The following is a 23,935-nucleotide window of genomic DNA, read 5'->3' on the forward strand; positions in this document are numbered from 1 at the left end:
AACGGGCCAGCGGGTATCCGGCCCGCCCCCGCGCACCGTACCGCCGCACCACCGACCTACCGACGACCGGACGGAGCCTCCACCGTGGACACCACACAGCCTCGCAAGCAGCCCCGGACGCTGGGGCAGCCGCACATCTATCGCGCCGTGCTCTCCCCGTGGGGTCCGCGGCATGGCGCGTTGGTTGTCACTCGGTTAGTCACTCAGCGGCTGCCGAATGATGACGTCAGTGTTGCTGACGGCGGCGGTTGCTGTCGTCGCCGATGAGCACGTGCGCAGCCTTCTCGATGGTCGGTTCGTCCAGCAGCACGTGCAGCGCCGCGTCACCGAGCGGGATGAAGCTGTCCGCGCTCGCCACCCGCCGCACGGCCCCACCGAAGCCGGCGTCGGCCAGCGCCGCGAGCACCCCCTCGGCAACGCCCCCAGTCCGCCGGGTCTCGTCGACCACGAGCGCGTGCCCGGTGGCGGTCGCCTCACGCACGATGTCGTCGACTGGCAACGGCGCCAGCCAGCGCAGATCCAGCACGCGGGCGCCGATCCCGGAATCGGCCAGGCGCCGGGCGACCCGCAGGCTCATCGGCACGCCGTTTCCGTAGGAGATCAGCGTGAGGTCGCGTCCGTCGCCGTAAGTCCGACCTCGTCCGAGCGGCACGTGTGTCGGCCCCCACTCGTCCGGCGCGGGATAGCGCGCCAGCCACCCGGCGTCGCCGTCGACGTACAGGTCCCGCCGGTGATACAGCGCGATCGGTTCCAGGTAGACACACACCGAGCCGTCGACCTGGGCGGACGCCGCGCAGGTCCGTAGCATCGCGGTGGCGTCGTCCGGCCGGGACGGCGACGCGATCACCAAGCCAGGCACGTCCCGGAGGACGCCGAGTGCGTTGTCGTTGTGGAAGTGCCCGCCGAAGCCCCGCTGATAGCCGTAGCCGGCGACCCGCACGATCATCGGGTTGCGATACTGTCCCCGCGAGAAGAACTGCAGGGTCGCCGCCTCGCCTCGCATCTGGTCCTCGGCATTGTGCAGGTACGCCAGGTACTGGATCTCCGGGATCGGCAGCAGCCCGGACACGCCGGCGCCGAGCGCGAGGCCGAGGATCGACTGCTCGTCCAGCAGCGAATCGAAGACCCGCGCCGCGCCGAACCGCTTCTGCAGACCGCGCGTGACGCCGTACACCCCGCCCTTGCGCCCGACATCCTCGCCGAAGACCAGGGTTTCCGGACGGGCCGCGAGCAGGTCGGCCAGCGCCCGGTTGATCGAGAGCGCCAGCGTGAGCGGGCCCTCGCCCTCCGGGAGTTGACCGCTGAAGACGCGTTCGCGGTACTCCGGATCAGCGGCACGAGCGGCGGCGGTGGCGACCTGCTGTGGGCTGTGTGGCGCGAGCGGCGCGAGAACGGTGGTGAGCGAGTCCAGCCGCGGCCGGCTGGCGACGTCCTCGGCGATCTGCGCGACGGCGTGGCGAATCGCCTCGTAACGCGCGATGACCTCGCCCGGGGTGAGTACGCCCGAGGCGACCAGCAGTCGCGCCGTCGCCGTCAGCGGATCGCGCTCCCAGTCGGCCTCGATCGCCGACTTCGCGCGGTAGGACGTCTCCAGGTCGGAGCCGGCGTGCCCCATGAACCGGACCGTGCGCAGGTGCAGGAACGCCGGCGATCGCCGGTCCCGCACCCAGGCCGCCGCCTCCTGCGCCGCGTCCCACGCCCCGAGCGGATCCACGCCGTCGGCCCCGACGTACTGCAGCCCCGGCCGCGCGGCGTATGCCGCGGCGATCCACCCGGCCGGTGTCGGAACGCTGATCCCGATCCCGTTGTCCTCGCAGACGAACAGCAGCGGCATCGGCAGGCCCTGGTAGCTGACGTACGTCGCGGCGTTGATCGCACCGGTCGCCGTCGAGTGGTTGGCGGAGGCATCGCCGAAGCTGGCGACCACGATCGCGTCGTCCGCCCAGACGGAGCCGGTCCCGAGCTTGCGGGCCCGCTCGATCGCGAAGGCGATGCCCATCGCGCGGGGCAGGTGCGAAGCGATGGTCGAGGTCTGCGGGATGACGGCCAGCTCATGGCGGCCGAACACCTTGTGCCGGCCACCGGCGATGGGCTCCTCCACCGACCCGACCAGCCCGAGGAGGACGTCGCGGAGCGGGTCGATACCCGGTACCTGGCGGGCGCGCCGCAGATAGAAGCCGCCCGAACGGTAATGCAGCAGGGCCGGGTCGGTGGGGCGCAGCGCTGCGGCGACGGTGGCGTTCGACTCGTGACCGGCCGAGCTGATGGTGTAGAAGCCCTGGTTGCGGGCCCGCAGGTAGCGAGCAGCGAAGTCCAGATGCCGGCTGCCGGCCTGGGCCTCGAAGAGCTCGATCGCCTCCCGGCCGGTCAGCGTGGTCCCGGCGCGAAGCGGCTCTGCCAGGTCGCTCCGCCGCTCCGCCGGCTCCAGCGCCCGGACGGCCGCCACGAAATTCCTGTCGATGTCCTCGCGCCCGTCGGTCATACCGCTGCTTTCACTCCCAGATAGGACCGGCGTACCGCGTCGTCGTGCAACAGGTCCCGTCCAGCTCCGGAATGCACGACCCGTCCCCCTTCCAGCACATAGGCCCGGTGCGCCATGGCCAGCGCCTGGGCGGCGTTCTGTTCCACCAGCAGGACGGTCACCCCCTGCGCGTTGATCTCGGCGATGATCCGGAAGATCTGCTCGACCATCAGCGGGGCCAGTCCCATCGACGGCTCGTCCAGCAGCAGCATCCGCGGCTTGGACATCAGCGCGCGCCCGATCGCGAGCATCTGCTGCTCGCCGCCGGAGAGCGTCCCGCCGACCTGGCCGGCGCGCTCGGCGAGGCGTGGGAAAAGCTCGAGGACACGATCCAGGTCGGCAGCCAGGGTTCGGTCCCGGCGGCCGCGCAGAAAGCCGCCGAGCCGAAGGTTCTCCATGACGGTCATCGCCGGGAAGATCCGGCGGCGTTCCGGTACGTGGGACAGTCCCATGCCGACGATCCGGTGGCCCGGGACGCGGGAGATGTCGCGACCGTCGAACCGGATCCTGCCGCGCCGGGCCCGTACCAGGCCGGACACGGCGCGCAATGTGGTGGTCTTGCCCGCCCCGTTCGCCCCGATCAACGCCACGATCTCCCCGGGCCGGACCGACAGCCCGACACCGCGCAGCGCACGCACCTTTCCGTGCAGCACGTGCAGATCCGCTATGTCGAGCAGGTCAGGCATGGTCGCCCCCTTCACGTGGTCTCGGTCGGCTCGAGCGTGGACGCTCCGAGGTAGGCCTCGATCACGGCTGGGTCGCTCTGGATGTCGGCCGGGCGGCCCTCGGCGATCACCATGCCGAAGTCGAGTACGACGATCCGCTGGCACACGTCCATCACCATCCCCATGTCGTGTTCGATCACGAGTACGGCGTGGCCTCGCCGGCGGATCTCGCGGATCAGCTCGACCAGCCGATCCTTCTCCGCCGGGTTGGACCCGGCCGCCGGCTCGTCGAGCAGCAGCAGTTGAGGCCCGGTGGCCAGCGCCCGAGCGATCTCCAGGCGCCGCTGTTCACCGTAGGAGAGGTTGGCCGCCAACTCCTCGGCGCGGTCGGACAGCCCCACCAGGCGGAGCGACTCGTCGGCGATCGCCCGGCCTCGGGCCTCCTCCCGGCGGTGCCGAGGCAACCGGAACAGCGCGTTCACCAGCCCGGTCCGGTGGTGGGCGTCCGCACCGACCAGGACGTTCTCCCGCACGGTCATCCGGTCGAAGACCCTGAGGTTCTGGAACGTCCGGGCGATTCCCAGCCGGGTGATCTTGTGCCGGCTCGCCCCCGGCAACGGCGTGCCGTCGAACACGATCTCCCCCGCGGTCGGCCGGTAATAGCCGCTGACGAGGTTGAACAGCGTCGTCTTGCCGGCGCCGTTCGGGCCGATCAACCCGATGATCTGGCCGCGGCCGACCGACAGCGACACCTGCCGTAGCGCGAGGACCCCGCCGAAGGCCATCGAGACGTCCCGCACCTCGAGCAGCGGACCGGTGGGCGACGCCGGGGTACTCACGCCGACTCCGGCTCGGCGTCCACATCGGCGGGCCTTCGCCCGCGCCGGGCGAACAATCCCTGTGGCCTCCAGATCATGAGGATCACCACGGCGGCGGAGAAGAGCAGCACCCGATAGTCGGAGAAGACCCGGAACCGCTCGGGCAGGTAGCCGACGAGGACGGCGCCGGCCACCACCCCCGCTATGCTGCCCGCCCCGCCGAGGATCACCGCGGCGAGGACGAGCACCGACAGCAGCAACGGGAAGTTGTCCGGCGAGATGAAGCCCACCTTCGCCGCGTACGACGTTCCGGCGATCGAGCCGATGGCCGACGACAGCGCCAGCGCCAGCAGCTTGAACCGGAAGGTCGGGACCCCCATGAATTCCGCGGCGTCCTCGTCCTCGCGGGTGGCGTTCCAGGCTCTGCCGACCCGGCTGCGGTCGAGCAGGCGCACCACGAGCAGCACGACCAGGATGATCGTGATCAACAGCCAGCCGTAGGGCCGGGGATCGAGGTAGCCGAAGGTGAGCGGGCCGATGCCGCCCGGATGCGGTATGGCGTTGATTCCGCTCGGGCCGCCCAGGTGCTCCACGTTCTTCGCGATCTCCTGGACGATCTCGCCGAAGCCGAGCGTGACGATGGCGAGGTAGTCACCGCGCAACCGAATGGCCGGGATCCCCAGCAGCAGTCCGGCGAAGGCGCCGACGATGGCCGCCACCGGTGTGATCACGTAGTAGGACCACTGCAGCTGGGTTCCGAGTACCGCCATCACGTAGCCGCCGATCGCGAAGAAGCCGGCGTAACCAACGTTGATCAGGCCGGTCATGCCGACCAGCACATTGAGCCCGATCGCAAGCAGCACGTAGATCCCGACCGGATAGAACAGCACACTCGCGAAGTCCGACCCCGCGGTGTCCAGGACGGGGACGACCAGCATCGGGAGCAGGTAGAGCAACCCGCAGCCGGCCACCCCGACCATGATGCGGACCGGCCGGGGTATGGACACCCACATCGGGCGGCCACGTAGCAGGTGGGCGATGGATGGTGCGCCGGAAGACATCTGGTTCACACCCTCACGGTCTGCAGTCGAGTACCCAGGACACCGGTGGGCCGGACCAGCAAGACGAGCACGAGGACGGCGACGACGACGGTGTCCTTCCACTCCGCCCCGAAGGCGATCGCGCCGTAGTTCTCCATCACACCCACGAGGTATCCACCGAGAATCGCCCCGCGGACGTTGCCCATCCCGCCCAGCAGAGCGGCGGTGAAGGACTTGATCCCGATGACGAACCCGATGAAGTAGTAGGTGTTCTCGTACACCGTCATGAACAGCGTCGCCCCGACTCCTGCCGTCACCCCGGCGACGACGAAGGTCAGCAGGATCACCCGCCCGGTGTTGATGCCCATCAGGGTGGCGGTGTCCCGGTCCTGCGCCGTGGCCCGGATAGCGGCGCCCAGCTGCGTCGAGTTCACGAAGCGGTCCGCACCGAGGGCCACCAGCAGCGCGACCACGACAACCACGATGTGGACGGCGGAAACCCCCACCCCGAACACGGTGAACAACGGGGTGTGCTCGAGCAGGCGCGGAAACGGCTCGAGATCACGGCCCCGCCACAGCCCGAAGACCTCCTGCAGGAACAGCGAGGCCCCGAGCGCGGCGATCATGGTCGGTGCGGGGCCGCCGCCGCGGCGCCGCAACGGCCCGAAGACGGCCAGTTCGAGCGCGGCCGAGGCGGCGGCCGCGAAGACCACCGCGGCGACCAGCACCACGCCGAGCGCTACGACGGCGCCGGCACCGTCCCGGACGGAGTCCGGACCGGGCAGAATGCCCAACCAGCGTGCGGCGAAGAGCGTGCCGAAGGTTCCCACCATGAACGACTCGGCGTGGGCGAAGTTGATGACGTTCAGCACCCGGTAGATCAAGGTGTAACCCAGCGCCATCAGGGCGTAGATCGATCCGAAGACCAGGCCTGCGACCGTCGCCGGCCAGATCTGACCCATGGCTGCCTCCCAGCTGTCCGGCTCGGCTCGACTAGCTCTGTGACACCGGTACCTGGGCGACGACGTGGAACTGCCCGGCCTTGACCTGGTAGATCGCCACCTTGGTGCGCACCACGTCACCCCCGGCGGTGAACTTGATCGGCCCGCTGAGACCGTTGAAGTCGGCGCTGTCGAGCCACGTGTTGATCGCAGCGCGGGTCCGCTGCCCGTCGTTGATCGCGGTGAGGAAGGCCGTTGCGGCGTCATAGGCCTCCGGCGAGTAGACGTCGGGGACGGTGCCGTAGTCCTTCTGCCACGCGGCGGCGAAGCGGTCGTAGCCCGCGAACTCCCCGATCGGCGCGGAAGCAGCGGAGACGTAGGTGCCCTCGGCCGACGATGCGCCCGCGTCCTTGATGAAGTCCGGCGAGTAGGTCCCGGCCGGTCCGACGAACGCCGCCGCCGACCCGGCGCTGCGCAACTGCTTCACGATCCGCCCCGCCTCCGGGTAGAGGCAACCGCAGAAGACCGCATCGGCCCGGGCCGCGGCAAGCGCGATGACGGTCGAGGAGTAGTCCTGGTTGGACGCGTCGATCGAGTCGCGCACCACAACGCGGGCACCGAGGCGCTCGATCTTGCGGGCGAAAAGGTCGGCGCTCCCCTTGCCGTATGCCTGGCCGTTGTCGACCACCGCCACCGTCTTGACCTTGAGGGTGCTGACCAGGTAATCGGTCAGACCGGTTGTCTCCACGTCGTCGTTCCCCACGGTGCGGTGGAAGACCTTCCAGCCCTGCTTGGAAAGATCGGCGTTGGTCGCCGAGGAGGTGATCGTCGGTACTCCCGCCTCATCGAGGATCGGCAGCGCAGCCTTGACCTCCCCGGAGAATCCGGGACCGACGACGCCGACGATCTGCTTGTCGCTCAACGCCTTCTGCGCCAGGGCCGGGACCTGGCCGGGGTCGCCCTGAGTGTCGAACGCGTCGACGCCGGCGATCGCGCAGCCCGGATGCGCCTGCTCGAAGTCCTTGACGGAGAGCTTCACCCCGTCGTATGCGGTGGTGCCGAAGGTCTGGTTCGGCCCCGACAACGGGCCGATGTACGCGAGCTTGACGTCGCGGCAGGCCAGCCCACCGCCGCCGCTGCTGCCGGTGTTCAGCGAGCAGGCGCTCACCGCGAGGAGCACGGCGGTGGCCGCTGCCAGGATCAACCGCCGACTACTCACCGCGCACCCCCACCATGGACGCCGATGTGGTGGCGGCCAGGTCATCGGAGCCGACTGACCGGGCGGCGCGAACAACGGCTCGGACGATCCCGATATAGCCGGTGCACCGGCACAGGTTCCCGGCGAGTTCGCCGCGCACGTCCTCGGCGGTCAATTCGGCACGGGGAGCCGGCCCGTGGCGTTCGATGACGTCGTAGGCGGTGATGAGCATGCCTGCGGTGCAGAAGCCGCACTGCAGGCCGTGCTCGGCGCGGAAGGCTTCGCGCAGCGCTTCGGCGACGGGCCCGGAAAGCCCCTCGACCGTGCGCACCTCGTGCCCGTCGCACGCCGCGGCGAGGGTGAGACACGAGCGCACCGGCCGATCGTCGACGAGCACGGTGCAGGCACCGCAGACGCCGTGCTCACAGCCGAGCCGGGTGCCGGTCAGACCGAGCGTGTCGCGCAAGGCATCGGCGAGCGAGGTGCGAGCGGGAAGTGTCATCGTCCGGCCGGCACCGTTCACCGTGACCGTCGAGGTAATGTTGTCGTTCATCCCTCTCCTTGCGCTGTGAGCTGGGCGAGCGCCCGAGCGACCGTGACTCCGTGCAGGTGAGCGGCGTACCGGGACGGCCCGTCGATGCCGCTGCGGCACTGCTCGGCGACGAGTTCGACAACCTCGGATCGGGACAGATCGGTCGGCCGCCGTCCCGTCATCGCGTTCTCCACGCCAGGCAGCCGCAGCGGGACATCGCGGGCGGCTCCGAGCCAGACGTCGGCCGAGCGCACCACTCCGTCGGGGGCGACGTCGACCACCGCGACCGCCAGCGAGTCCGCGAACTCTCCGGGCTTGCGGGCCGCCTTGTGCAGCCCCCATCGGGCACCCGGTTTCACGGGCGGTACGTCGACGCCGACGATGAGTTCGTCCTCGTGCAATGCGTTGGTGAAGAAGCCCTGCACGAACTCCCGGCACGACACCGCGCGTTCCCCGCGGGCCGAGCGGGCCAGCACCTCCGCACCGAGGGCGGCCATGATCACCGGCCATTCGGCCGAGCCGTCGGAGTGGGCGAGGCTGCCGCCCAGGGTTCCGCGATTGCGGATGGCGCGGTAGCCGATGCCAGCTGCCGCAGCGCGTATCAGGCCGGCCGAGCGGTCCGGCACGACGCCGTCCTCGATCTCGCTGTGCACCACGCAGGCGCCGTACCGGGTCGCACCGGCGCCGGAGAGGGAGGCACCCCGCAACTGCCGCAGCCGGCTGATGTCGACGAGGACCGACGGCACAGCGAGCCGCAGGTTGAGCAGCGGCAGCAGGCTCTGCCCGCCGGCCAGGATCTTCGCGTCGTCCCCGTGCTCGCCCAGCACACCCACCGCTTCATCCACAGTGGAGGGACGGACGTACTGGAACGGTGCCGGTTTCACGAGGCACCATCCGGCCACGGGGCGGAGTCGGCCAGCCCGTCGACCCGGTCATGGCGAGCCGGCCGGTCGGCACATGCCAGCCAGAGCCGCTGTGGGGTGATCGGGGTCCGGTTGACCGCGATCCCTTGCGGCCGCAACGCGTCGGTCACGGCGTTCGCGATCGCGGCGGGCGGTGCGATCGCGCCGCCCTCCCCCATCCCTTTGATACCCAACGTGGTGAACGGCGACGGGGTCCCCATGTGCTCGATCCGGATGTCCGGCACCTCGGTGGCACCGGGCATCAGGTAGTCGGCGAAAGTCGTCACCTTGGGCTGCCCGAGCTCGTCGTAGGTGAATTCCTCGAGCAGCGCGGTGCCGATGCCCTGCGCGACGCCGCCCTGGATCTGGCCGTCGACGATCATCGGATTGACGACCGTGCCGCAGTCCTCGACGACCACGTAGTCGAGCAGCCGGACATGCCCGTCGTCCAGATCGACCTCGACGACGGCGGCATGCGTCGCGTACGAGTAGGCCCCGGTGTCCACGAGTGGCTGATAAGCGCAGGTCACGTCGAGGCCCGGCGGTAGCCGTTGCGGCAGTAGATCAGGACGGAGGTACGCCGCATGGGCGATCTCGGCGAGGGTCAGGCTCGAGTTCGGCCCCTCGGCCTTGCCGCCCCGCAACTCCACGTCGTTCTTGGCGCAGCCCATCAGCGCACCGGCGACGTCCTTGACCTTGTCCGCGAGTTGCGTGCACGCACCGTGCGCTGCGCCACCGGCCATCACCATGCTGCGCGAGGCGAAGGTCCCCATGCCGTAGGGCGCGGTATCGGTGTCGCCGTGGCGGACACTGACCTCCGCGGGATCGAGCCCGAGCAGATCGTGTGCCACCTGCGCCAGGCTCGTCTCGAGTCCCTGCCCGTGGGACTGGATCCCGGTGCTGAGGGTCAGGCTTCCCGACGGGTCGAGGACGGCGCGAACCTGCTCGAACCCGAACACCACCGGCAGACCGCGCAGCGCCCACTCCTTGGTCCCGTGCGCGGTCTGCTCGGTGTAGATCGCGTAGCCGACGCCGATCCGGCGTCCGGAACCGTCCCTTTCGGACTCAGCACCGGCCTGTTGGCGGGAACGGATACCGTCGTGATCGACGAGGTGCGCGGCGCGGCGTACCGACTCCGGGTAGTCGCCGCTGTCGTACACCCGCCCGGTCACCGAGGTGTAGGGCATCTGGTGACGCTGGACGAGGTTGCGCAGCCGGATGTCGCGTGGCTCCATCCCCAGCACGATCGCCAGCTCGTCCATCGTGCGTTCGATCGCGAAGCACGCCCCGGGCCGGGCGACACCGCGGTAGGGGCCGAGCGGCGGTTTGTTCGTCGCCACGGTGGTCGAGGTGAAGCGGTAGTTCCGCAGCTGGTAGGGCCCTGGGATCATGCCCGAGGACATCCCGGCTTCCATTGCGGCCGTCCACGGCCAGACCGAGTAGGCACCCACGTCCACCAGGACGTCGGCCTCCACCGCGAGCAGCTCGCCGTCGGCGGCGGCGTGCGCGGTGATGCGGTACCGGTGGTCGCGTGCGTGAATCGCGCCGACGAAGTGTTCCCAGCGGTCCTCGATCCAGCGCACCGGATACGGTGAACGCAACGCGACCGCCGCCACCAGGGCGACCTCCGGGTCGAGGTTGCACTTGATCCCGAACCCGCCGCCGACGTCGGGCGCCACGATCCGCAGCCGCCGTTCGGCGATGCCGAGCACCTCGGCCAACGCGGTGCGCACCAGGTGCGGAACCTGGGTCGAGCAGTACACCACCAGCTGGTCCAGCCGCTGGTCGTAGTGCGCCAGCGCGCCCCGCGTCTCCATCGGGACGCCGCTGTGCCGGCCCATCGCGTAGTGGCGGGTGATGCTCACCGCGGCCTCGGCCTTCGCGGCGTCCACGTCACCGAGGTCGGCCGAGGTGGCGAGGAAGCGGTTGTCCGCCCAGTGGTCGTGGACCAACGGAGCATCCGGGGCGAGCGCGAGCACCGGGTCGACGAGCGGGGGCAGCTCGTCGATGTCGATCTCGACCTGCTCGGCGAGATCCTCGGCCAGCGCCCGGCTCCCGGCGATCACCGCCGCCACCGGCTCGCCGACGAAACGCACCTTGCCCCTTGCGAGCAGGGGGTATTCCGACGCCCGCCACGCCGGATGGCGTGCATCGGCCACGATCGGATGCGCGAGGCCTTCCAACTCGACGGCGCTCCAGAACGTTCCCGACGTCGTTCCCGCCGGCGGGCAGATCCGCCGCAACCGGCCGTGCGCGATCGGGCTGCGCACGAAGGCGAGGTCGCACGTGCCCGGCAGGGCGATGTCGGCCAGGAAGGTGCCCTGACCGCCCAGGTGCCGGCGGTCCTCGTTGCGCTGGACCCGCGCCCCCACCCCGCGCGGGGTCGGCGACATGGACATCACCTCAGCGCCCGAACGTGCGCACCTCGAAGGTCACGCATCCCTGTGGCGCGACCCAGGGACCGTGTGCCATCCCCGGGGGCCGGCACGCGTACTGCCCGGCCGAGAAGGTCCGGTCGAGAGTGAGGTCGTGGATCGCCCCGCTGTAGATCAGCACCTCCTCCCAGAAGTCGTGTTTCTGCACCCCCATGGGGCTCGAGTCGCAACCGGGATCGAACCGGAGCAACCGGGTCACCGATCCGGTCTCCTCGTCGTTCGCCAGTACCAACTCGGCAAGGCCCTCGACACCCTCGATCGGTGTCCACGCCGATGCGTCGACCGCGAACGGGTCCCAGAACTCCATCTCCGGCTTGGCCATGCTCCTCACATCCTCCTGATGCATCCACAGTGGATAAAGATCAACATGCGATGTCGGGAAGCTCCCGTACGGCGTACTCGCACACGAGGCTGCGGCCCAGCACCGGATCCTCGAGCGTCGCGCGGAACCCCGGGCCATGGCGGAACTCGCCCTCGACGAGCGGGACGGTTCCGGAGAAGACGGCTGCCCCCGCGAGCGGGCCCACCCGCTTGCCGACCTCCAGCAAGATCTGGTTCGGGGTGAGCAGGCTTGCGGTCGTTCCGTCCTGATAACGCCTCCAGCCGGTGCGAGTGCGTACCTCGGCGCGAAGCCGCAACCGGTCCCAGTGCTCGGCGATGTCGTCGAACTCCCAGAGCACGGGCGACATCGGCTTGTCGCACGTCTGCTTGGACTTCACGACCGAGTGCTCCTCCAACTCACGGTCGGTGTGGTCCGAGCCCAGCCCGATCAGCAGTCGCCCGCCGTCGTCGAGGATGACGAACTCCGCCTCGCCGGCGGTCCGTGCCCCGTGGACGTCGATCCGGGGTGTCGTGACCAGTCGCGTGGCGGGTACCGCGTACACGGCCGGAACCTGCTCGGGTGCGGCAACACCGTGCCGGGCCAGTTCGGCGATGTGAGCGCGAACGGCCTCTTGGTCCCGGCCGGTATAGCCGGCGAGCAGGACGAACTCGACGTCCAGGTCGGCTTCGCGATCAACCGCTGTGCATTGCACGTTGAAGCGCACAGCGCCCTCCTCACAGAACTCGATCGCGCAACGCGGGAAACTCCGCCCGGGCTGCACGGATGTCGTCCGGCTCGATCTCGACGCGCAGAATTCCGGGGCGGTCGTCCAGTTCACCGAGCGGCGTACCCCAGGCGTTGAAGGCCACCGATGCACCGGCGAAGACGCCGCTGCCCTGCCGGCCCGCGGCATTGCAGCCGACGAGCGCGGCCTGGTTCTCGATCGCGCGCGCCCGCGCCAGGCAGCGCCACGCGTCCACCCGGGGGAACGGCCAACCGGCCACGACCACGAACAACTCGGCATCTTCGGCGGCCGCTGCCCGGTACAGCTCGGGGAACCGCAGGTCGTAGCACGTCGACAGGCCCACCCGGACGCCGGCGATCTCACAGGTCAGCACGTCCCTGCCCGGGGTCAACAGCTCCTGCTCGCGCGATCCGTAGCCGTACAGGTGGATCTTGCGGTAGGCCGCGAGCAGCGCTCCGTCCGGTCCGAAGACCGTGGTGGTGTTGTGCAGCCGCCGCGACCCCTCCGTCGACCGCTCGACGAGGCTGCCGGCGCACAGATGCACGCCGCACTCTGCCGCCAACTTCGACAACCCGGTCGCGGTCGGGCCATCCAGCGGTTCGGCCACCCGGGGGTAGTCGTCGAAGGCGAAGAACCCGGGCAGCCACATCTCCGGGAGCACGACCAGCTCGGCACCGCGGGCCGCCTCTGCCCGCACCGCTTGCCGGGCCGCCTCGAGCCGCGTCGGGGGTGGCTCGAGGTCCGACACACGCAACTGAACTGCGGCGATACGCATGCGTACCCTCTCTCAAGGAGCCGGTCGGGCACTAGCGGTTGAGCTCGGGCTGCAGGTGCTCGGCGATGAAGTCCAGCTGGTCGAGAGCGTCGGTGAGCGGGCCGAGAACGACGTAGTCCATGCCGTGCCCGGCGAGCTCCTTGAGCCGCCCCAGCTGATGGTCGATCTCACCCAGCAGGTAGCACTCCTGCAGGTGCTCGTAGCTGCGGTGCGTGCCGAACGCGCGGACGGCGTGCGCGCGCTGCTCCTCCAGCGCTTGCGCGCGGGTCTTGCCCGGGCTGAGCTGGATGAAGTTGCAGTGGGCGAAGCGCACTGCGTCGCGGGGCTTGCCCGACGACTCGACGTGGTTCTGGACGGTCTCCCAGTCGCGCAACAGCCGATCCTGGGTGCCGGAGCAGCGGGAGAGCCACGCGTCGGCGTTGGCGATCCGGTTCAGCACGGACTTCGGCATGAAGTCGCGATCGTGGAAGTTCTCATCCGGCACCCGGCTCCCCCCGGACACCCACACCTCGGGGTGCTTCATCGGCCGCGGCTCGATCGTCACGTCGCGGAAGGAGTAGAACTCCCCCTCGAAGCTGGCGCTGTCCTTGGTGAGCAGTTCCCGGACCGCCGCGATGATCTCGTCAGTACGCCGGCCGCGCTCGGAGATGCGAGTGCCGACGGACTCGAACTCCTTCGGATCCCAGCCCGGCCCGACCCCGAAGATGTAACGGTCGTTCGAAAGCTGGCTCAGGGTGGCGATCTCCTTGGCGAGCAACACCGGATTCCGAAGTGGAAGGACCAGGATTCCGGTGCCCAGCATGACCTTCTCGGTCAGCGCCGCGGCGTAGGTGAGCACCGAGAGCGGCTCCAGCCACGCGTTGCCGTAGAGGCCGGGGGCGGTGAGCAGATGATCAATGTCCCAGACGTCGAAACCGAGTTCCTCGCAGCGGACGATGTAGTCCTTCAGCCGCTTCACCCGGTGGGCCTGTTCGCCGCCGTCGGAGAGATTCCATGCATACGACGGCACCCAGATGCCAATCTTCACAGTCACAGTCGCACACCTCCGTGCAGGCGACAGTAATTAGTATTCTGTTGGCTGCGCAAGACCGGGAGCGCCGGCCAGGCCCGGCACTGATCGATTAACGGATCGATTAAATCCGGGCGAAGATCACCGGACGGCCGAACTCGTAGCCGTCGAAAGGCCGCAGTTGATGGCGGAGAAGATCCAGCTGGCGCCGAGAGGCAGCCGGCCCAGGAGCGATGCTCAGGACGCGTCCGCGCCGGATTCCTCGAGCTTGGCCAGCGCGAACCGGAGGCTGTTCTCCAGGTGGTGCTCGAGCAACCTCGTCGCGCCGGCGCTGTCCTTCGCCTCGACCAGATCGATGAGCTGCACGTGCTCGTCCTGCGAGCTCTGCTGCCGCTCGGGGTCGGGCATGCCCGCCATGACGTAGCGCTGACAGGTGTGCCAGAGCATCTTCAGGTGCCGCAGCAGGATGCCGTCACCGGCGGCCTCGAACAGCGCGAAGTGGAACTCCCGGTGCGCCTCGAGCCATTCCCCGGAGACCGAGTCCTCCCCCAGGCCATGCATCCGCTCCGACCAGTAGCGCATCTCGGCGATGACGGACGCGTCCGCGGCCCGGGTCGCACGCTCGACCGCCAGGATCTCGATGTCGTTCAGGACCCGGAAGGCGTCCTCGAGATCCTGCCGGTTCAGCCTGCGCACGATGGCACCGCGCCGGGGAACGTTGTCCAGCAGGCCCTCGGCCTCGAGCTGGCGAACCGCCTCGCGAAGCGGAACCCGGCTGATCCCGAACTCCTCGGCCAGCGCGTACACCGGGACCCGCTCCCCGGGAGTCAGCTGGCCGAGCACGATCCGGCGCCGGATCTGCTCGGTGATGTAGTCGACGATCGTCTCGGGAGGCGCCGCAGCAGCCCTCGACCCCGGCACCTGCACCTCGCCTTCAACCGCGGCCCGCTCTGCGGCGGGCTCCACGCCAATAGGTCATAGTCGACTGTAGGCGCTCTGCGGTCAAGTCAGGTCCACAGGTAAGGCCCGCAGGTCAGACGTTGCGGACATCAGGCGCTCGCCCCGTGCTCATTGACCGCCGCGAATGTCACGTGTTGTACTGAGATGAAGGTGATGTAAAGGTTTACATCGATCGCTGTAAAGGCTTACATGCGATGGCTGCACGAGCGCGACGCGCCGAGGTCGGCGTAATGGATCTAGCACGGGACCTGGGTGTCTCGACAGCAACGATTTCGCGGGCACTCAACGGCAACCCGGCCGTGCGCCCGGAATTGGCAGAACGGATCAGACAGCACGCCGAGGCGCGCGGCTACGTCGCAAACCGTCTTGCCCGCGCCTTGTCGGCCAACACCAGCCACGCCTTCGTCGGGTTCGTCATTCCCTATGTCGACACCCCGGCATACTCCGCGGTGGCCGCCGAATGCGCCCGACTGCTGTCCGCCAACGGCACGCAGATGATCTTGACGATCACCGAGAACGATCCCGAACGCGAGCTCCGGCAACTCAAGGAACTGGTCGCGAGCCGGGTCGCTGGTCTGATCATCTCGCCGAGCACACACATCCTCGATCCGACCAAGCAGTTGTTGGCGAGCCTGCCGGTCGTGCAGTTCCACCGAGCCTGCGGTATCGACGCGCCCGGCGTGTTCGGCGACGACGAGCAGGCGATGGCCCAGAGCGTGCTGCACCTGGCCGCGCTCGGGCACACCGACATCGCTTACCTCGGTACCTCCGAGCTGCTCTCCAACGGGGCAGCGCGGCTACGGGGGATCCGTCGCGGCATGGCGCTGGCCGGTCTCGATCCCGACGAGATGCCGATGCGGTTACTCGAACCGACTCGCGCGAACGGGCGGCGTGGGGTCGAGCAGCTGCTGATGGAGCCAGGGACGCCGACGGCGCTGGTGGTCGGCGGCGGCTCGTTGTCCATCGGCGCTGCGCAGGCGGTACGCGCGAGCGGCCGCCGTCTGCCCGACGAACTGTCCCTGGTGGTCTACGGCGACCCGGCCTGGTTCGCGCTCAGCGACCCGCCACTCACGACGGTCTGTGTCTCCTATCAGGATCTGGCGTGCCGAGCCGCCCGGCTGTTGGGCGAACGACTCGACGATCGGCAACCGCCCCGTGGCGGTGCGACGCCCGTGCCGGACCCCGGTCCGTACCTCGTCACTCCCGAACTCTGCCCTGCCGGATCGACCGCGCCACCACCCGGCCGACGCCGAGGGTGAAGCAGGCCGCGGCCGGCGGTCGACGCAACTCTGCACAACGACGTGCCAGGAGGAACACGAGCATGCTGAAGACCCCCCGGCGCTGGGCCGTCGCGACCTTCGTCCTGATCATCACCGCGATCGCCTACATCGACCGGGTGAATCTGTCGATCGCCGCGCCGGTGCTGACCAAGGAGTTCCACACCAACGCGGCAGTCATGGGGCTGCTGCTGTCCAGCTTCACCTGGACCTACACGCTGCTCAACCTGCCGGCCGGCATGCTCGTCGACCGCGTGCGTATCCGGGTGCTCTACTCGGTCGCGCTGCTCGTCTGGGCGGTCTCCAGCTTCCTCACCACCTTCGCCCACTCCGTCGCGGCGATGTTCGGGCCGCGGCTGTTGCTCGGCGTCGGAGAGGCGCCGTTCGCGCCCGCCGCCATCCGGACGCTGTCGGACTGGCTGCCCCGGTCAGAACGAGGGCTGGGCAGCAGCATGTTCATCTCCGGGGTCGCACTCGGTTCCGCCGTCGGCCCGCCGGTCCTGGCGTTCCTGGTCAGCTCCCACGGCTGGCGGAGCACGTTCGTCGCATCCGGGGTGCTCTCGCTGCTCGCCGCGATCTTCTGGTACGCGTGGTACCGGCACCCGCTCGAGGACCAGCGGCTGACCGCACAGGAACGTGAGCTGATCCTCGCGGGCCAGGAGCCCGAACAGCAGAAGAGCCGGGCGCCCTGGAGCGCGATCGTCAAGCATCGCGACATCTGGGCGATCACCAGCGGATACTTCTGCCTGCTCTACCTCCTCTACACGTTCATCACCTGGCTGCCCAGCTACCTGGTGCAGGATCGACACCTCTCGGTACTGGGCTCCGGTTTCGCCACCTCGATCCCCTGGATCTGCGCATTCGTCGCGGGCCTGCTCGGCGGGCGGATCTCGGACGCCGCGCTGCGTCGCGGCGTCTCGTCGCTGAACGCCCGCAAGATCGTCCTGGTCGGGGGGATGGTGGCCGCGCTGGCGATCCTCGGTACCGCCTTCTCCTCGTCGGCAGCAGCGGCGGTGGCGTTCCTGTCGGTCTCCACCTCGGGGATCATCGTCGCCAACGGCGCGGTCTGGGCGGCCACGCAGGATGTGATGCGCAGCCTCGGACTGGCGGGCTCTGCCACCGGGTTCGTCAATGCGCTGGGCAACGTCGGCGGCATTCTCGGCCCGATCGTCACCGGGGCGCTCGCCTACGCGACGAACTCGTTCGTGGTCCCGTTGGCGGTGGCCGGGGGCCTCGCCCTGATCGGCGCACTGGCCTGGGGCGTCGGGATGCGCAGCGCTCCTCGAACGCCGCCGGCCGGGGACATCGCCGACCGGCGCGGCGCCTCGACGAGCACGAGCTGACCGGATCCGCAGCAGGAGGGAGCAGGGATGTCCGAGGGACCGCTGTCCGGTATTCGGGTGATCGATGCGGCCACACTGGCGGCCGGCCCGCTCGTCGCCACCTGGCTCGGCGAGTTCGGCGCTGAGGTGATCAAGGTCGAGCAGCCCGACGGCGGTGACCCGCTGCGGCAGTGGGGGGCGCAGAAGGACGGCATCGGGCTGATGTGGAAGAGCTTGGGGCGCAACAAGAAGTCCGTCACGCTGAATCTGCGCAAGGCGCCGGGGCGCGACCTGCTCCGCGACCTGGTCCGGCACGCCGATGTACTGGTGATGAACCTGCGGCCGTCCACGCTCAGCCGCTGGGGACTCGACCACCCATGTCTCGCCACGGTCAACCCCCGGCTGGTGATGCTGCACGTCTCCGGGTTCGGAGCGGGCGGGCCGAAGAGCGACCGGCCGGGGTTCGGCACGCTGGGCGAAGCGATGAGCGGGTTCGCCCACCTCACCGGGCAGCCCGACGGACCACCGACGCTGCCGTCGTTCATGCTCGCTGACGGGGTCGCGGCGCTCACCGCGACGTATGCGGTGATGATGGCGCTCTACCACCGCGACGTGCACGGCGGCGACGGCCAACTGATCGACGTCAATCTCATCGAGCCGCTGGCCCGGCTCATCGAGCAGCCGGTGCTGAGCTACGACCAACTCGGAATCGTGCCCGGGCGGACGGGGAACCGGTGGGACATCAGCGCGCCGCGCAACACCTACCGCACCAAGGACGGGCACTGGCTGGCCATGTCGGGCAGCGCCCCGACGATCGCGATGCGGGCGCTGCGCGCCGTGGGCCGGGCCGACCTCACCACCGACCCGCGCTTCGCAGAGGCCCAGCAGCGGCTGCGCCATGCAGCCGAGATCGACCGGGTGATGGCCGAATGGATCGGCGAGCGGACCCTCGACGACGCGGTGGCCGCCTTCGAGGAGGCCGAGGTCGCAGCCGCCCCGATCTACGACGCCGCGCAACTGCTCGCCGACCCCCAGCTGCAGGCCCGCGGTGTCTACACCGCCCATCCGGACCCGGACCTGGGCTCCATGCGGGTCCAGGGCCCGGTACCTCGGTTCTCCGCGACGCCGGGCCGGGTCGAGCACCTCGGTCCGGCGCTCGGTGAGCACAACGACGAGATCTACGGCGGCCTGCTGGGTCTTGACGACGACCGGCGCCGCAGGCTGACCGACGACGGCGTGATCTGACCTGAACGCAAGGGAGCGTGAGAGATGACCGTGCGGCCACGCCGGTCCGAGCTGGCCACCCCGGCGAGCAATGAGTGGATGTTCGCCAAGGCCGCGGCGTCCGGGGCGGACCTGGTCTTCCTCGACCTGGAGGACGCCGTCGCCCCGGCGGAGCGGGAGGGCTCCCGGGCGAAGGCGGCGGCTGCGCTGCGCGACCTCGACTGGGGGCGCACCGCCCGCGCCGTCCGCATCAACGGCATCGACACCCGCTGGGCGCACGGCGACGTCATCGAGGTCGTCACCGGTGCCCGCGAGGCGTTGGATGTGATCATCGTGCCGAAGGTGCGCCGGGCGCGGGACGTCTGGTGGGTTGACGTGCTGCTCACTCAGCTCGAGGACACGCTCGGATTGCGCAAGCGGGTCGCCCTGGAGGTGCTGATCGAGGAGACCGAGGGCCTGCAGAACGTCGACGAGATCGCCCGGGCCAGCGAGCGGCTGGAGGCGATCATCTTCGGAGCCGGGGATTTCTCCGCCTCCCAGGGTGCCCGGGTGGACACCAACTTCGACCCGGTCGTCGACTACCCCGGGGATTTGTGGCACTACGCGCGCGCCCGCGTGGTGGTGGCTGCCCGCGCCGCGGGCATCGACGCGATTGACGCCCCGTTCCCCAACTTCCGCGATCCGGACGCCTACCGCGTCGCGTGCGAGCGCGCCGCCGCGATGGGTTACACCGGCAAGTGGGCCATCCACCCGAGCCAGGTCGAACTGGCCAACGCCGCGTTCGCCCCCACGCCGGACGAGATCGCGCATGCCCGCAAGGTCGTGGCCGCCTACCGCGAGGCCGAGGCGTCCGGACGCGGGGCGACCGGGCTCGACGGGATGCTCGTCGATGCCGCCCATCTGCGCCACGCCGACAACATCACCCGCACGGCCGAGCTGTTCGGCCTGTAGAGATCAGCACCGGAGAGGAGCGTCGATGACGACGATTCCCGGCCGTCAGCGGCAGATGACCCTGGTCGGCTTCATGCAGGCCGGCAACGTGACCGTCTACTCCGGATCCTGGCGCTACCCCTCGGCCGAATTGTCGTTCCTCGACCTCGGCTACTACACCCGCATCGCCCGAACCCTCGAACGAGGGAAGTTCGACCTCGTCTTCTTCGACGACCGACTCGCCATGCCCGGTGTCTACGGCGGCTCGGTGGCCGAGGCCGTGCGGTACGGCGCGCGCCCGATCAAGCTCGACCTCGCCGCGGTGCTGGGCGGGATCATCGGCGCCACCAGCCGAATCGGCGTCGGCGCGACGTACTCGACGACCTACTACGACCCGTTCCACGTCGCCCGCACCTTCGCCACCCTGGATCACCTCTCCGGCGGGCGCGCGGCCTGGAACGTTGTCACCTCCGTCAACGACTCGGAGGCGCAGAACTTCGGACTCGAGACGCACCTCGGTCACGACGAGCGCTACGACCGCGCCCAGGAGTTTCTCGAGGCGGTGGTCGCGTTATGGGATTCCTGGGACGACGATGCGCTGGTCATGAACCGGGACAGCGGCGTGTTCGCCGACCCGGGCAAAGTGCGTGAGGTCAACCACGAGGGCAAGTGGTTCCGGGTGCGGGGCCCGCTGACGGTGCCGCGCACTCCCCAGGGCAGGCCCGCGATCCTGCAGGCCGGCTCGTCCGGTCGCGGCCGTGAGTTCGCCGCCGAGTGGGCCGACCTGATCTTCACGGCCGATCCCGGTCTGGCGGTCGCGCAGCAGCACTACCGTGACCAGAAGGACCGTATCGCCGCCGCCGGCCGGAACCCCGACGACGTCAAGCTGCTGCCTATGGCCTACGCCGTCGTCGGGGAGACCCAGGCGATCGCCGAGGAGAAGGAGCGGCTGTTCCTGGACAGCTACGTGCACCCCGTCGCGTCGCTGACCCTGCTGTCCGAGGTGCTCAACTACGACTTCGCCCGACACGGCCTTGATGACCCGGTCACCGAGGCGATGATCGACAGCAGTTCGGGCATCCGGGGACTGGCCGAGGGGGTGCGGCGGCATCTCGGCCGTGACGAGCTGACGGTCCGCGACCTGGCCGCGCACCGCGCGACCCTCCTCCAGGGCCCACGGTTCGTCGGGACGGCCGACCGCGTCGCCGACCAGATGCAAGAGTGGTTCGACGGCCAGGCGTGCGACGGATTCGTCCTGGCCGCCACGCATCTCCCCGGTGCCTTCGAGGAGTTCGTGCGGATGGTCGTTCCGATCCTGCAGCAGCGGGGGGTCTTCCGCGCCGACTACGAGGGAACGACACTGCGCCAGCACCTCGGCCTCTCGCGGCCGGCGGCACGCAACTGAGGCCATGGTGCATCTCGATGCGAGCCGAGGGCGTGGTCACCCAGGCTTTGCTCGTCGTCCTGGCTTGCAGGCCGATGAAGGGCCAGCAGTGACGTCACGTCCCTGGTCGCCCGTGCGCTCAGCCCACGGGTGATCAAGCAGACAGCTGGTTCCCCATGCCGGGCGGTTCGGGCTGTCCAAGGTGCAGAGGGCCCTTCGGTGGGCCAAGGGTAGCGCCCCTGACAGGGGTCCATGGTGACGTCAGTCGTCCGACGAGCACAGTGGACAGGTCTCCGACGGCTGCTGTGGCCTCCCGTTCGATCCGATTTGCGCACTCCCGGTCCGCGTGCCCAACGCACCGTACAGTCTGCAGCGGAGACAGCGACGGGGCTCGGCTCGTTGTCGCCGGCCGGGCCCCGCCGGCTGCTTGTCGTGCTGCACAGCGCTGAGATCACCAGCCGTGGCGTGCTCGTCTACGCCGTACCGGCCGGCGGCACCGGCTGGTCGATCGGCACCGCGACGGCGGTGTGCTCCCCGACCTGCTCGTCCCGCCTGGTGGTGCGGGACCGAACCGGTCGATGAATCAGTGGCGCCGACAGGGATGTCGCACTCACGGTCTCTGTTGGCCAGCCGCTTCCATCAGCTCCCAGACGACGGACGGCTTGAGCGGGGTCTTCGTGACCCGCACGCCGAGGTGCTCGATCGCGTCCGCCACGGCGTTGGCGATGGCGCTGTGACCGCCGATGGCCCCGCCCTCGCCCATTCCTTTGACTCCCAGCGGGTTCAGCGGTGACGGGCTGTGCAGGTGCCCGACCTCGATCTCCGGGACGTCGAGACTTCCTGGAACGATGTAGTCCATGAAGGACGCCGACTGCGGCTGTCCCTGCGCGTCGTAGACGAGTTCCTCCATCAGCGCGCCACCGAGACCCTGCGCGACACCGCCCGCGATCTGCCCTTCGGCCACCATCGGATTGATGATCACGCCGGCGTCGTTGACGACGACGTACCGAGAGATCTCGACCAACCCGGTGTTGCGGTCGACCTCGACCTCGGCGATGTGGATACCGAAGGAGTACGGCGCGGCGTGGTTTTCGAAGTACTGCACCGACTCCAGGTCCGGCTCCATGCCCGGCGGACGGCTGCCGCCCGGCGCGGCCGCCGCGGCGATTTCGGTGAGGCTCAGCTTGGATTGTGGGCTGCCCTTGACTTGGACGTAGCCTTCTTCGAGCTCGAGGTCGTTGACGTTGGCCTCCAGCAGGTGCGCCGCGAGTTCCATCGCCTTCTCGCGCACCTTCGTCGCCGCCATCAGCACGGAAGTCCCGGACATCACGGCGTTGCGGCTGGCGAACGTGCCGACGCCGAAGCCGATCCGGCCGGTGTCGCCGAACACGACCTTGATCGACCTGTGGTCGACCTGGAGTTCGTCCGCGACGATCTGGGCGAGCATGGTCGCCGTGCCTTGGCCCTGTGGCGCCGCACCGGAGTTCACGGTCACCTGGCCTGAAGGATCGACCCTGACGCTGGCGCCCTCGAACGGCCCGGTGCCTGAGAGCTGGTGGTAGACGCAGATCCCGAGCCCGATCAGCCGACCGTCCGCGCGCGCGGTGCGCTGCCTCTCAGCGAATCCGTCGTAGTCGACCATCTTCAGCGCCTCGTCGAGCGCGGCAGGGAAGTCGCCGCTGTCGAGGACCACCGCTGCCTCGACCGAGGCCATGCCCGTGTCGTAAGGCATCTGCTCGGGCTTGATCAGGTTGCGACGGCGCAGGTCGGCGCGGTCGATGCCCAGTTCCCGCGCGGCGATGTCGATCAGGCGTTCCCGGGCGAATGCCGCTTCGGGTGCGCCGGCGCCGCGGTAGGGCGACGCCGGGCTCTTGTTGGTCGCGGCGCAGATGACTTCGACGTGCACGTTGGGGATGTCGTAGATGCCGGCGATGCTGGTGCCGGCCAGCGACGAGTTGATCACGGCGAGGGTCCGCTGGTAGGCACCGATGTCGGTGATCAGGCGCGCACGCAGGCCGGTGATCCTCCCGTCGTTCGTCATCGCGAACTCCAGCTCGTGGATCTGTTCCCGCGAATGAACGAGGGTGAGGAAGTGCTCGTTGCGGTCCTCGATCCACTTCACCGGTCGGTCGAGCCTGCTCGCGGCGAACGGGACCAGGACATCCTCGGGATAGACTTCGGCCTTCGTCCCGAAGCCGCCGCCTACGTCGGGTGTAATCACTCGTACCGACCGTTCGGGCATGCCCAGCATGCCGGCCACGATCCCGCGCAGGGTGTGCGGCCACTGGTTGGACGCCCAGATCGTCAGCTCACCCGTGACGGCGTCGCGGGTCGCCGCAACGCCGCGGGTCTCGAGCGGAATTCCGGTGTAGCGCTGCATGTCCAGGCGGTCCCCGACGACACGGTCGGCCGTCTCGAACGCCGAGTCGACGTCACCGACGGCGTAGACGAGGCGGGCGCCCACGTTGTCCGGGGCGGCCGCGTGCAGCGCAGGCGCTCCCGGCTCGATCGCGGCGACGGGGTCGACCACGGCGTCGAGTACCTCGTACTCGACCTCGATCAGCTCCAGCGCGTCCTCGGCGACGTGCCGGCTCTCCGCGACCACGACCGCGACACCCTCGCCGACGTACCGGACGACATCACGGGCGAGCGCGTACTGTGGCGTGTCGCGAGATGTTTCCACCGGGAACAGCACCGGGATCGGGGCTGGGGCTGGCCCCAGGTCGGCGGCTGAGAACGCATCCACGACACCGCGGAGCCCGCGGGCCGGGCCCACGTCAACCGACAGCACTCGGGCGTGTGCATGCGGGCTACGCAGGACGGCCATGTGAAGGACGCCGGGGATGTCGATGTCGTCGACGAACGCTCCCTCGCCTCGCAGCAGGCGGGGGTCCTCGACCCTCTTGACGCGAGCGCCCACCATCTTCACGCCCAT

General features: G+C 69.5%; 21 protein-coding genes. 6 read left to right on the forward strand and 15 right to left on the reverse strand.

What is annotated here, in order from left to right:
• Window positions 1–226 precede the first annotated feature (226 nt).
• The 14 genes from HF526_RS05990 to HF526_RS36820 form a co-directional block, all read right to left on the reverse strand.
• Entirely contained in the window at window positions 227–2,482 is a 2,256-nt protein-coding gene (locus HF526_RS05990) for a thiamine pyrophosphate-dependent enzyme (protein WP_169380251.1), read from the reverse strand.
• Entirely contained in the window at window positions 2,479–3,207 is a 729-nt protein-coding gene (locus HF526_RS05995; RefSeq protein ID WP_169380252.1) for an ABC transporter ATP-binding protein, read from the reverse strand. The genes HF526_RS05990 and HF526_RS05995 overlap by 4 nt, the downstream gene beginning before the upstream one ends.
• An 11-nt stretch (window positions 3,208–3,218) precedes the next feature.
• The gene (locus tag HF526_RS06000) at window positions 3,219–3,971 is read right to left on the reverse strand and encodes an ABC transporter ATP-binding protein (protein ID WP_169380310.1); all 753 of its coding nucleotides are present in this window, start codon (window positions 3,969–3,971) and stop codon (window positions 3,219–3,221) included.
• A 50-nt stretch (window positions 3,972–4,021) separates the two neighbouring features.
• Window positions 4,022–5,065, reverse strand: a complete 1,044-nt coding sequence (locus HF526_RS06005; RefSeq protein WP_239028370.1) for a branched-chain amino acid ABC transporter permease — start codon at window positions 5,063–5,065, stop codon at window positions 4,022–4,024.
• 5 nt (window positions 5,066–5,070) lie between these two features.
• Window positions 5,071–6,006: a branched-chain amino acid ABC transporter permease gene (locus tag HF526_RS06010; protein WP_169380254.1), complete on the reverse strand. Its 936-nt coding sequence runs from the start codon at window positions 6,004–6,006 to the stop codon at window positions 5,071–5,073.
• 31 nt (window positions 6,007–6,037) lie between these two features.
• Window positions 6,038–7,204 carry an ABC transporter substrate-binding protein gene (locus HF526_RS06015; RefSeq protein ID WP_169380255.1) on the reverse strand — a complete coding sequence of 389 codons (1,167 nt, stop codon included), beginning with the start codon at window positions 7,202–7,204 and terminating at the stop codon, window positions 6,038–6,040.
• On the reverse strand, window positions 7,197–7,736 hold the full coding sequence (locus tag HF526_RS06020) for a (2Fe-2S)-binding protein (protein ID WP_169380256.1): 540 nt from the start codon (window positions 7,734–7,736) through the stop codon (window positions 7,197–7,199). Before HF526_RS06020 ends, HF526_RS06015 begins: the two co-directional genes overlap by 8 nt.
• The gene (locus HF526_RS36815) at window positions 7,733–8,617 is read right to left on the reverse strand and encodes an FAD binding domain-containing protein (protein WP_338051324.1); all 885 of its coding nucleotides are present in this window, start codon (window positions 8,615–8,617) and stop codon (window positions 7,733–7,735) included. The genes HF526_RS06020 and HF526_RS36815 overlap by 4 nt, the downstream gene beginning before the upstream one ends.
• A complete protein-coding gene (locus HF526_RS06030; RefSeq protein WP_239028349.1) occupies window positions 8,596–11,010 on the reverse strand; it encodes a xanthine dehydrogenase family protein molybdopterin-binding subunit in 2,415 nt (804 codons plus the stop codon). Before HF526_RS06030 ends, HF526_RS36815 begins: the two co-directional genes overlap by 22 nt.
• Window positions 11,011–11,020: 10 nt before the next feature.
• A complete protein-coding gene (locus tag HF526_RS06035) occupies window positions 11,021–11,374 on the reverse strand; it encodes a cupin domain-containing protein (RefSeq protein ID WP_169380259.1) in 354 nt (117 codons plus the stop codon).
• Window positions 11,375–11,414: 40 nt separating this feature from the next.
• Window positions 11,415–12,098, reverse strand: a complete 684-nt coding sequence (locus tag HF526_RS06040; protein ID WP_169380260.1) for a DUF2848 family protein — start codon at window positions 12,096–12,098, stop codon at window positions 11,415–11,417.
• Between the two features lie 10 nt (window positions 12,099–12,108).
• Window positions 12,109–12,894: a carbon-nitrogen family hydrolase gene (locus tag HF526_RS06045; protein WP_169380261.1), complete on the reverse strand. Its 786-nt coding sequence runs from the start codon at window positions 12,892–12,894 to the stop codon at window positions 12,109–12,111.
• A 31-nt stretch (window positions 12,895–12,925) separates the two neighbouring features.
• Window positions 12,926–13,927, reverse strand: coding sequence for a TIGR03619 family F420-dependent LLM class oxidoreductase (locus tag HF526_RS06050; protein ID WP_169380262.1), 1,002 nt, complete (start codon window positions 13,925–13,927; stop codon window positions 12,926–12,928).
• A gap of 213 nt (window positions 13,928–14,140) precedes the next feature.
• On the reverse strand, window positions 14,141–14,869 hold the full coding sequence (locus HF526_RS36820; RefSeq protein ID WP_169380263.1) for an FCD domain-containing protein: 729 nt from the start codon (window positions 14,867–14,869) through the stop codon (window positions 14,141–14,143).
• A gap of 188 nt (window positions 14,870–15,057) precedes the next feature.
• On the opposite strand from HF526_RS36820, the gene HF526_RS06060 reads away from it, so the two are divergent.
• The 6 genes from HF526_RS06060 (at window position 15,058) to HF526_RS06085 (ending at window position 21,582) form a co-directional block, all read left to right on the forward strand.
• Window positions 15,058–16,122, forward strand: coding sequence for a LacI family DNA-binding transcriptional regulator (locus tag HF526_RS06060; protein ID WP_169380264.1), 1,065 nt, complete (start codon window positions 15,058–15,060; stop codon window positions 16,120–16,122).
• 62 nt (window positions 16,123–16,184) lie between these two features.
• Entirely contained in the window at window positions 16,185–17,483 is a 1,299-nt protein-coding gene (locus tag HF526_RS06065; RefSeq protein ID WP_169380265.1) for an MFS transporter, read from the forward strand.
• Between the two features lie 27 nt (window positions 17,484–17,510).
• Window positions 17,511–18,707, forward strand: coding sequence for a CaiB/BaiF CoA transferase family protein (locus HF526_RS06070; RefSeq protein WP_169380266.1), 1,197 nt, complete (start codon window positions 17,511–17,513; stop codon window positions 18,705–18,707).
• Between the two features lie 24 nt (window positions 18,708–18,731).
• Window positions 18,732–19,637: an HpcH/HpaI aldolase/citrate lyase family protein gene (locus HF526_RS06075; protein WP_169380267.1), complete on the forward strand. Its 906-nt coding sequence runs from the start codon at window positions 18,732–18,734 to the stop codon at window positions 19,635–19,637.
• A gap of 25 nt (window positions 19,638–19,662) precedes the next feature.
• Entirely contained in the window at window positions 19,663–21,021 is a 1,359-nt protein-coding gene (locus HF526_RS06080) for an LLM class flavin-dependent oxidoreductase (protein WP_239028350.1), read from the forward strand.
• A gap of 411 nt (window positions 21,022–21,432) precedes the next feature.
• Entirely contained in the window at window positions 21,433–21,582 is a 150-nt protein-coding gene (locus HF526_RS06085) for a hypothetical protein (RefSeq protein ID WP_169380268.1), read from the forward strand.
• A 28-nt stretch (window positions 21,583–21,610) separates the two neighbouring features.
• On the opposite strand, the gene HF526_RS06090 is transcribed toward HF526_RS06085, so the two are convergent.
• Window positions 21,611–23,935 carry a xanthine dehydrogenase family protein molybdopterin-binding subunit gene (locus tag HF526_RS06090; RefSeq protein WP_169380269.1) on the reverse strand — a complete coding sequence of 775 codons (2,325 nt, stop codon included), beginning with the start codon at window positions 23,933–23,935 and terminating at the stop codon, window positions 21,611–21,613.

Origin of the sequence: Pseudonocardia acidicola (genome assembly GCF_012911935.1) — a bacterium.
Lineage (GTDB): Bacteria > Actinomycetota > Actinomycetes > Mycobacteriales > Pseudonocardiaceae > Pseudonocardia > Pseudonocardia acidicola.

Coding starts and splice junctions, on each gene's coding strand:
- HF526_RS05990 (WP_169380251.1), bottom strand. CDS start 2,482: ATGACCGACGGGCGCGAGGACATCGACAGGAATTTCGTGGCGGCCGTC.
- HF526_RS05995 (WP_169380252.1), bottom strand. CDS start 3,207: ATGCCTGACCTGCTCGACATAGCGGATCTGCACGTGCTGCACGGAAAG.
- HF526_RS06000 (WP_169380310.1), bottom strand. CDS start 3,971: ATGGCCTTCGGCGGGGTCCTCGCGCTACGGCAGGTGTCGCTGTCGGTC.
- HF526_RS06005 (WP_239028370.1), bottom strand. CDS start 5,065: ATGTCTTCCGGCGCACCATCCATCGCCCACCTGCTACGTGGCCGCCCG.
- HF526_RS06010 (WP_169380254.1), bottom strand. CDS start 6,006: ATGGGTCAGATCTGGCCGGCGACGGTCGCAGGCCTGGTCTTCGGATCG.
- HF526_RS06020 (WP_169380256.1), bottom strand. CDS start 7,736: ATGAACGACAACATTACCTCGACGGTCACGGTGAACGGTGCCGGCCGG.
- HF526_RS06030 (WP_239028349.1), bottom strand. CDS start 11,010: ATGTCGCCGACCCCGCGCGGGGTGGGGGCGCGGGTCCAGCGCAACGAG.
- HF526_RS06035 (WP_169380259.1), bottom strand. CDS start 11,374: ATGGCCAAGCCGGAGATGGAGTTCTGGGACCCGTTCGCGGTCGACGCA.
- HF526_RS06045 (WP_169380261.1), bottom strand. CDS start 12,894: ATGCGTATCGCCGCAGTTCAGTTGCGTGTGTCGGACCTCGAGCCACCC.
- HF526_RS06060 (WP_169380264.1), top strand. CDS start 15,058: ATGGCTGCACGAGCGCGACGCGCCGAGGTCGGCGTAATGGATCTAGCA.
- HF526_RS06065 (WP_169380265.1), top strand. CDS start 16,185: ATGCTGAAGACCCCCCGGCGCTGGGCCGTCGCGACCTTCGTCCTGATC.
- HF526_RS06070 (WP_169380266.1), top strand. CDS start 17,511: ATGTCCGAGGGACCGCTGTCCGGTATTCGGGTGATCGATGCGGCCACA.
- HF526_RS06075 (WP_169380267.1), top strand. CDS start 18,732: ATGACCGTGCGGCCACGCCGGTCCGAGCTGGCCACCCCGGCGAGCAAT.
- HF526_RS06080 (WP_239028350.1), top strand. CDS start 19,663: ATGACGACGATTCCCGGCCGTCAGCGGCAGATGACCCTGGTCGGCTTC.
- HF526_RS06090 (WP_169380269.1), bottom strand. CDS start 23,935: ATGGGCGTGAAGATGGTGGGCGCTCGCGTCAAGAGGGTCGAGGACCCC.